General features: G+C 67.7%; 8 protein-coding genes. 3 read left to right on the forward strand and 5 right to left on the reverse strand.

Going from position 1 to position 8,245, the window contains the following annotated elements; all coding sequences use genetic code 11:
* The first annotated feature begins 53 nt into the window (after nucleotides 1-53).
* Entirely contained in the window at nucleotides 54-857 is an 804-nt protein-coding gene (locus tag AC1DHD_RS11480; RefSeq protein WP_476879837.1) for a creatininase, read from the forward strand.
* Between the two features lie 18 nt (nucleotides 858-875).
* On the opposite strand, the gene AC1DHD_RS11485 is transcribed toward AC1DHD_RS11480, so the two are convergent.
* From AC1DHD_RS11485 to AC1DHD_RS11505, 5 genes are all read right to left on the reverse strand, one after another.
* Complete coding sequence (locus AC1DHD_RS11485) at nucleotides 876-1,448, reverse strand: MOSC domain-containing protein (RefSeq protein ID WP_476879838.1); 573 nt, start codon at nucleotides 1,446-1,448, stop codon at nucleotides 876-878.
* Entirely contained in the window at nucleotides 1,445-2,908 is a 1,464-nt protein-coding gene (locus AC1DHD_RS11490) for an FAD-dependent oxidoreductase (protein ID WP_476879839.1), read from the reverse strand. Before AC1DHD_RS11490 ends, AC1DHD_RS11485 begins: the two co-directional genes overlap by 4 nt.
* A gap of 237 nt (nucleotides 2,909-3,145) precedes the next feature.
* A complete protein-coding gene (locus tag AC1DHD_RS11495) occupies nucleotides 3,146-4,252 on the reverse strand; it encodes an ABC transporter substrate-binding protein (protein WP_476879840.1) in 1,107 nt (368 codons plus the stop codon).
* 67 nt (nucleotides 4,253-4,319) lie between these two features.
* Nucleotides 4,320-5,201 carry an ABC transporter permease gene (locus AC1DHD_RS11500; protein WP_476879841.1) on the reverse strand — a complete coding sequence of 294 codons (882 nt, stop codon included), beginning with the start codon at nucleotides 5,199-5,201 and terminating at the stop codon, nucleotides 4,320-4,322.
* Nucleotides 5,198-6,055 (reverse strand): ABC transporter ATP-binding protein, encoded by an 858-nt coding sequence (locus AC1DHD_RS11505; RefSeq protein WP_476879842.1) that lies wholly within the window; start codon nucleotides 6,053-6,055, stop codon nucleotides 5,198-5,200. Before AC1DHD_RS11505 ends, AC1DHD_RS11500 begins: the two co-directional genes overlap by 4 nt.
* A 202-nt stretch (nucleotides 6,056-6,257) precedes the next feature.
* On the opposite strand from AC1DHD_RS11505, the gene AC1DHD_RS11510 reads away from it, so the two are divergent.
* A complete protein-coding gene (locus tag AC1DHD_RS11510) occupies nucleotides 6,258-7,934 on the forward strand; it encodes an ATP-binding protein (RefSeq protein WP_476879843.1) in 1,677 nt (558 codons plus the stop codon).
* The coding region (locus AC1DHD_RS11515) for a response regulator (protein WP_476879844.1) at nucleotides 7,912-8,245 on the forward strand (334 nt) is incomplete at its 3' end. The genes AC1DHD_RS11510 and AC1DHD_RS11515, both read left to right, overlap by 23 nt.

The following is an 8,245-nucleotide window of genomic DNA, read 5'->3' on the forward strand; positions in this document are numbered from 1 at the left end:
CGGCCGCGGTGGCGCCGCACCCGCGGACGCACCCACCAAGGAGCACCACCAGCATGAACACCTCAGTATTCCTCGAAGACCTGGACGCCTTCGCCTACCGCGAGGCCCTGGAGTGCGGGGAGGGCGTTGTCCTCATCCCCGTCGGGTCCCTCGAACAGCACGGACCGCACCTCCCGCTGGGAACGGACACCATCCTCTCGTCCCGCTTCGCCGAGGGCATCGCCCGGCAGCTAGGGGCGCTGGTGGCCCAGCCGATCGCGTACGGGTACAAGTCGCAGCAGAAATCCGGCGGCGGCAACCACCTTCCCGGAACCACCAGCCTGGATGGAACCACCCTCATCGGAGTGGTCCGCAACCTGGTCAAGTCGTTCCTGGGCCAGGGCGTCAGGCACCTGATCCTGGTGAACGGCCACTTCGAGAATTACCAGTTCCTCTATGAAGGCATCGACCTGGCCCTGGAGGACCTGGGGATCAAACCCGGTGCCGGGCAAAGCGTGCTGCTGCTCTCCTACTGGGACTTCGTCAGCCAGGAAACGCTTGCGCAGGTCTACCCGGACGGTTTCCCCGGCTGGGACATCGAGCACGGCGGCGTCCTCGAGACCTCACTGATGCTCCACCTCGAACCGGCCAGGGTGGCCATGGACCGGCTGGTCGACGGGCCCGCAGCCGTCCTGCCCCGCTTCGACCGGCTACCGGTGGTGCCCGAGCGCACCCCGGCCTCCGGCTGCCTCTCCTCGGCGGCCGGATCGAGTGCCGCCAAGGGCAGCCTGCTGTACGGCCAGGTGGTGGAGGACCTCGTGGCGGACATCGTCAGCGAGCTCGTCCGCGAACCGGCCAGGACGGCCGTGCCGCAGTAGCAGAGCGACGGGGGCGGGCTACGGCAGCCTTGAGGGGCGCAACRCCGTCGCCTCGCCCGCCCGGGCCGGATCCAGGGGCACCGGGCTCACCAGCACCGCCGGTCCGCGCCGCAGGACGCCGTCGGAGAGGACCTGGCAGCGCACCCCGCCCCGCCCGCGCATGGCCTTGTGGGCGCCGGGGGCAAGCATCGCGTCCATCCAGGCGCACGGGTGGGCCGGCCGCCCGGCTCTGAACCGCACCGATTCGCCGCCGGATTCAATGACGAATTCGTGGCCGAGCAGCGGCGCCAGCTGGGCCCCGCGGAGATGGACGTTGCGACGGGTCAGCAGCGGATCGAACGGGGTGGCGCCTAGTTCGGAGGCGATGGCGTCGAGCGCCTCAAGCGCGAACAGGGTGACGGCGGCGTCCATGTGCGCGGCCTTCCCGAAGAACCGGTCACCGACGATTCCCTTGCCGGCCACGACGGCGGCTTCCGCGGCGTCGGTGGTCGGCACGTCCGCAGCACCCTCGCGGGCCCGGCCGAAGTAGGCGTGCGCCGGCGAGACCAGCAGATGCACAATCTCGACGTCGTAGCGGTGGCCGGCGGTCATGTATCCACGCTACCGCTCCCGGCGCCGCACCAGGCGGCCAGTGCCTCCCGAAGACCGGCAGCGGTGCCTTCGCCGACCCAGGCCACGTGCCCGTCGGGCCGGACCAGGACAGCCGTGGGCGCGGACACCGTGCCAATCACCGGAAGCTCCCACGCGCCGTCGTACGTCGCAGCCACCCGCTGGACACGGCCCGTCCAGGGGCCCGCGTCCAGTCCCGGGCCGCCGAATTCCAGCAGCACGGGCCGGGCCCGGCGCAGCAGTTCGAACACCCGAACCGGTCCCTCAGGGGCGGTGAGGGCAAGGTCCGGCATCCGGCGTCCCAGCAGCGGATGCCCCGCAGCCGGACCGTACGCCACGTCCAGTCCGGTGATCAGCCCGGCCACCACCGTGCCCGCGCCGGGGACGCCGAGGACCTCGCCGAGCAGGTCGCGCAGCGCCTCCTGCCTCGGATCGGCCTGCTGGAACAGCGACTGCGCCATGGTGTACTTCAGCGCCCGCGCCCCGGCCGGGTGCCGTTCCGCGTGGTACGTGTCCAGCAGCTCCGCGCCGGAGGCACCGCGCACCACCTGCCCGAGCTTCCAGCCGAGGTTGACGGCGTCCTGCAGCCCCAGCCCGATCCCGAGCCCGCCCGTGGGGGAGTGCACGTGGGCCGCATCGCCTGCCAGCAGCACCGGACCCTTGCGGTAGGCCACCGCCTGGCGGGTGGCGTTGGTGAAGCGGGACAGCCAGCGGGGATTGTGCACACCGAAGTCGGTCCCGAACACCTCGGTCAGGCCCTGCCGCAGCTCGGCCAGGGTGGGCTCGGCCGCGGGGCCGAGCCGGGACTCGGTGAGGACCACCCGCACCATACCGTCCTCCATCCGGTGCAGCCCATGGATGCCGCGCGCGTCGATCTTCGCGGCCGGTGGCAGGTCACCGGTGGCTTCCACTTCCGCGATCAGGCTGCTCCGGGTGGCGTCCGGGCCCTCGAACCCGATCCCCGCCGAGCGCCGGACCACACTGCGCCCGCCGTCGGCGCCCACCACATAGCGGGCCCGCACGGGGCCGCCGGCCGCGAGCTGGACCCGGGCGCCGTCGTCGTCCGCGCTCACGCCCGTGACCTCGACGCCGCGCCGGATCGGGACCGCGAGCTCCTCGGCCCAGCCCAGGAGCAGCCGCTCGATGTGGTTCTGGAACAGCGCCAGTGTGTAGGGATGGCGGGTGGGAAGGCCGGCCAGGTCGATCGCCGTGCTGCCGAACGTCGCGGCATGGAGCTTGGTGCCCTCGGCCAGGAACCGGTCCACGATTCCGCGCTGGTCCAGCAGTTCGAGGGTGCGGGCATGGATCCCGCCGCCCCGCGATCCGGCCAGCTCCTGCGATTCGCGCCGCTCCAGGACGACGACGTCGGCGCCCGCCAGCCGCAGTTCGGCGGCCAGCATCATCCCTGTCGGCCCGCTCCCGACGATCACCACATCATGCATGCCGCTCTCCCTCGTGTTGGCACCGACGGCCAGTATGCCGCACCCGGCTGGCCTTGCCGCAAGCCCTGCCCTGGGAGATATCTTGAAAATAGAAGGGCGTTTGGCCGCAGCTGACTTAAAGCCCGGCGCCGTCGGGCCGGACAAACGCGATCGGCCCGCGTGGCGAACCACGCAGGCCGATCGTGAGGAGTGCCTCCCAGCGGTTGCCGGACCGGCAACCGCTGGGAGATGGGTGTGTCAGCCGTCGTTGCCGGCAGGAGTAGTGGTGGTGGTGTAGCCCTCCAGCTTGTTCGCGGCCAGTGCGTACTTGTTGTTGAAGGTGTTGGACATGGTCACCTTGGAGGTGTCGACGCCGATGGTCTTCTCCATGTCGAAGATAACCTTCGGACCGCCGGCCGGCATGATGCCGTCCGGCAGGAACTGGCCCTTGTCCTGGTTCAGAGCGGACACGTACTGGTCCTTGCTGATGGTGCTGTTCTGGACGTAGGAGGCGGGCAGCTTGTCGGCAATTTCCTGAGCGGAGTGGCTGCTGATCCAGTGCATCGTGTCGACCAGCGCGTTGACCACCTTCTGGGCAGCGTCCTCGTGCGTCTTGACCCAGTCGGACTGGGCCAGCAGGCCGGCGGCCGGCGAGAGGCCGCCCAGGGTGGCCTTGGCGCCGTCGGCCGTAGCGAGGTCGATGGCGGACACGGCGAGGTTCTTGCTCTCAAGCGCCCCGACAGTGGGCTGGGTGGTCATAACGCAGTCGGCGGAGCCGCGCTGGATGGCGGCGATGGCCGTTGCACCGGCGCCGACGGCCAGGGTGTGGTAATCGCTCTTTGAAAGGCCTGCCTTCGAGGCGATGAACTGGGTGAGTTCATCGGTGCCCGATCCAAGGTCGGTGACGCCGACGGTTTTGCCCCGCAGATCCGCAGCCGAGTGAACGTTGGCCTTGGGGCTGCACATGATGCGTTCGCCCGGTGCGCCGGAGAGCTGCACCAGGTTGGTGACGGCCTTGCCCTTGGCCTGGAAATCGATGGTGTGGATGTACCACGCCCCGGCCATATCGACCTGCCCGGATGCCATCGCGTCCTCGGCGCCGACGCCGCCGTGCGACTCGGTGGAGAGCTCCACCTTGACGCCGTACTTTTCGTAGTAGCCGAGCTGCTGCGCCAGCTGGTACGGCAGGTAGATCTGCTTGTCGATGCCGCCAACCATCATCTTCACGGTGGGCATCGAGCCGGCGTCGGCGGCTGCGCTGCCGCTTGCCGGGCTGGTGCTGCTTGCGGGGCTGGTGCCGCAAGCCGCGAGGCTGAGCGCGATCACTCCGGCAGCGCCGACGGCGTAGATCTTGTTATTCATCATGGGTGTACTTTTCCTTTGCTTATTCTGAGGTTTGGAGCGATTGGTGGGTTAAGGGAGACGGGACAGATCAGACCGTCTGGGCTTCGGACTTGTTCGGCGGCCGCCATTTGAGCAGGGAGTGCTCCAGCAGTCCGATGAGGTATTCCGCGCCGAGGGTCACGGCGGCGATGATCACCATGCAGGCGAAAACGGTGTTCGGATCGAAGGTCCCCTGTGCCTGGCTGATGATCAGGCCGATGCCTTGCTGGGCGCCAAGAACCTCGGCGACGAGCGCGCCGATGATGGCGAAACCGAACGCCGTGTGCAGGCTCGCGATGATCCAGGTCATTGCGGACGGAATCGTCACGTGGATGGCTACCTGGAGCGGTGACGCACCGAACACCCGCACGTTCCCGATCAGGTTCTGGTCCACCTCGCGGACGCCCTGGAAGGCGTTGAAGAACACGACGAAGAAGACCAGGACCGCGGCGAGCAGCACCTTCGGGAACACCCCGAGGCCGAAGGCCACGATGAAGATGGACCCGAGCACAATGYGCGGAATGGAATTCACAATCCGGATGTAAGGGCCGACGACTTCGGACAAGTACCGGTTCGAGCCGAGGAGAATCCCGAGGACGACGCCGACCAGCGTGCCCAGGAGGAAGCCGTAGATTGCCTCCTGCACGGTGATCCAGAGGTTTTCCCAGATGGTGCCGAAGGCGGTGCCCTGAGTGAAGAGGTTGACCAGGCTGTTCCAGATTTCGGTCGGTTGTCCGAAGAAGAACTTGTCCACCCAGCCGGCTGCGGTGAACCACTGCCAGCCGCCGACGATGATCACCGCGAGGACGGCCCGGCCGGTCCAGACCCACGCCGTTCGGCGCGTCATGGCCCGCCGGGCGGAAACCTGGGGCTCGACGGCCCGGTCCGTGGCCGAAGCGCCGCCGAGGGTGGTGGTTGTGGTGGTTGTCATGCTGCTGCACCTGCCGATTGGTTGTAGGCCCGGGTGACCTCGTCCTTCAGGGATTCCCAGATCTGGCCCTGGAGTTCCAGGAAGCGGCCCTCGTGGCGGATCTGCTGGACATCGCCGCGGGGGCGTGGAAGATCGATGTCGAAGACATCCTTGATGGTGCCCGGGCTGCTGGTCATGATGACCACTTTGTCCGCGAGCGCCACGGCCTCGTCGAGGTCGTGGGTGATGAACAGGACGGACGGGCGCAGGTCCTCCCAGAGCTGGAGGAGCTCGTTCTGCATGATGGCCTTGGTCTGCACGTCGAGGGCGCCGAAAGGCTCATCCATCAGCAGGATCCTCGGGTTATTGATCAGCGCCGCGGCCATGGCAACGCGCTTGCGCATACCGCCGGACAACTGGTGCGGATAGCGGTCCTCGAAGCCGGCCAGGCCGACGCGCCGCAGCCAATCCATGGCGAGCAGCGTCGCTTCGCGCTTGGGCGTTCCGAGCAGGATCGGGCCGATCGAGACGTTGCCCAGGACGGTCTTCCAGGGGAACAGCGCGTCCGCCTGGAACATGTAGCTGACGCCCTTGGTGATGCCGTCGACGATTTGGTCGTGGACGCTCACCGAGCCGGCGCTGGGACGCTCGAGGCCGGAGACCTGGGCCAGGGTGGTCGACTTGCCGCACCCGGTGGGTCCGACGATTGCGCAGAACTGGCCGGGTTCGACTTTCAGCGTCACGTCGCGGATCGCGGTGAAGGTCTCACCCTTGGGCGTGAGGTACCTCTTGGTCAGGCCATTAATGTCGATGCCCGCCGCGACCTCGGCTTTCTCGGCATCCGCGTTGGTACGCGTGGGATTGTTAGCATCCATGCTGTTAAGACCTCTTCGTCTTTCGGTTCTTTTGACCGGCTGGGCCGGGTGATATCGGGGGTTGACGTGATCTCCATCACGGAAACTATGTGAAGCTTAGAAAGTGATCTTTTATGGAAGAAGGCTTCGGTAAGTTGTGTGCCTTAACAGCGAAATTGCATGTTTTGTGCGTTTTCTGCACTAGCGGCGGGGAACTGCCCGGGTGCGGCTCCCAGTGAGGCTTCCGCGGCTTTCATCCCTGGCCGCCGCGCTTCGGGTCAGGGGCAGGTCCTCAACGCTGATCACCCAGATCCTGCTGGCCTCCCTGTCGTTGCTGCTGCTGACGGTGGTCCTGGGCGGGTTCCTTTTTACGCTCATCAGCAACCAGACCCTCGACCGGCAGTACCAGCTGCGCGCCCTGGGCATTGCGACCACCACGGCGCAGATGCCGGAGATCCGCTCCGCGCTGGCGGCCGGGGACCCCAAACATGTCATTGATGGGCTGGCCCGGGAGATCGCGGCGGCCGCCCAGCCTGCGTACGTGGTGGTTTCGGACCGCGACGGCGTCCGCTTCTCGCACCCGGACCCCGGCCTGATCGGCCGCAAGCTGGAGGAGCCCGTTGCCGTGCTCGACGGCGATACCCACGTGGGGTTCGACCCGGGAAGCCTCGGCATGTCGGCCAACGCCAAAGCCCCCATCTTCGGGCCGACGGGCTCGGTCATCGGCCAGGTGTCGGTGGGTATCGCCGAAACCAAGGTCCTGGACAACCAGGTCCAGAACATCTGGCTGATCGTCGGGTTCTCCGCGCTGGTCCTGGCCCTCGGCGTCGGGGGCTCCCTGTTGCTCTCCCGCCGGATCAAGCGCGTCACGTTCAACATCGAGCCCGCCGAGATCGCCTCCCTGTTGCAGGAGCGTGAGGCCCTCCTGCACGGAATCCGCGAGGCCGTCGTCGGCGTTGACGACGACGGCAAGGTGACCGTGATCAACGGGGAGGCCCGACGGCTGCTGCACATCGACGGGACGGCGCTGGGACGGCCGGTCGCTGAGCTCGTCCCGGAGGGCCGGCTCCGGGACCTCCTCACCGGCAAACTCTCGGGCGCCGACCAGGTGGCATTGACCGAGGAGTCACTGCTTGTGGTCAACCGGATGCCGGTCTCGACCGCAGGGCGGAGCATCGGGTCGGTGGTGACGCTGCGGGACCGGACGGAGATCGAGGGCCTGGTCCGCGACCTGCACTCGATCCAGGGATTGATGGAGGCCATGCGCGCCCTGGAGCACGAGTACGCCAACCGGCTCCACATCGTTGACGGACTGCTGGAGATGGGCGACGTGGACCAGGCCAGGAGCTACGTCTCGCAGATTTCATCCATGTCCAAGTCGCTCGGCGAAGGGCTGCGGGCACGGATCGCGCCGCCCGAGCTTGCGGCCCTCCTGCTCGCCAAGATCACTGTGGCCGCCGAGCACGATGTGCTGGTGGAGGTGACAGCCGAGTCCCGGCTGGAACGCCCCCAGGTGGACCAGGGGGAACTGCTGACCATCGTCGGCAACCTCCTGGACAACGCCGTGGACGCGCTGGCAAACACGCCGCGGCCGCGGCTGGTGACGGTACAGTTTGACGACACCGACGGCGTGTTCATCGCGGTGCGCGACAACGGGGCGGGCGTCCCCCTGGACAAAATCGACCAGGTGATGGTGGACGGCTATTCCACCAAGGACCCGCGGCCGGGGATGCGCCGCGGCATCGGGCTGGCCCTGGTGCAACGGATCGTCCACCGGGCGGGGGGAACGTTGGATGTGTTCCCCGGCCCCGGCGGCAATTTCGAGGTGTGGCTGCCGGCAGGGGCGAACATTGTTGACGAGGACAGGAGCGCTGACGTTGATCAAAACATTGGTGGTTGACGACGACTTCCGGGTCGCYGGGATCCACGCCGCCCGCGTTGCCCGGGTGGACGGTTTCGAGTGCGTCGGCCAGGTCACCAGCGCGGCCTCGGCGCGGGAAGCGATCACGCGCCTCAGCCCGGACCTGCTCCTGCTCGATGTCCACCTCCCGGACGAGGACGGTCTGTCATTGCTGCGCTCGCTGCAGGCGGCTGGAACCCAGGTTGACTGCATCATCGTGACCGCCGCCCAGGACCTGGCCACGGTCAAGTCCGCGATGAGCAGCGGGGCGGTCTACTACCTCGTCAAACCGATCACGTTCGACCGGCTCC

It is taken from the genome of Arthrobacter sp. 05L45_2 (assembly GCF_056397525.1).

Coding starts and splice junctions, on each gene's coding strand:
- AC1DHD_RS11505 (WP_476879842.1), bottom strand. CDS start 6,055: ATGGATGCTAACAATCCCACGCGTACCAACGCGGATGCCGAGAAAGCC.
- AC1DHD_RS11480 (WP_476879837.1), top strand. CDS start 54: ATGAACACCTCAGTATTCCTCGAAGACCTGGACGCCTTCGCCTACCGC.
- AC1DHD_RS11495 (WP_476879840.1), bottom strand. CDS start 4,252: ATGATGAATAACAAGATCTACGCCGTCGGCGCTGCCGGAGTGATCGCG.
- AC1DHD_RS11490 (WP_476879839.1), bottom strand. CDS start 2,908: ATGCATGATGTGGTGATCGTCGGGAGCGGGCCGACAGGGATGATGCTG.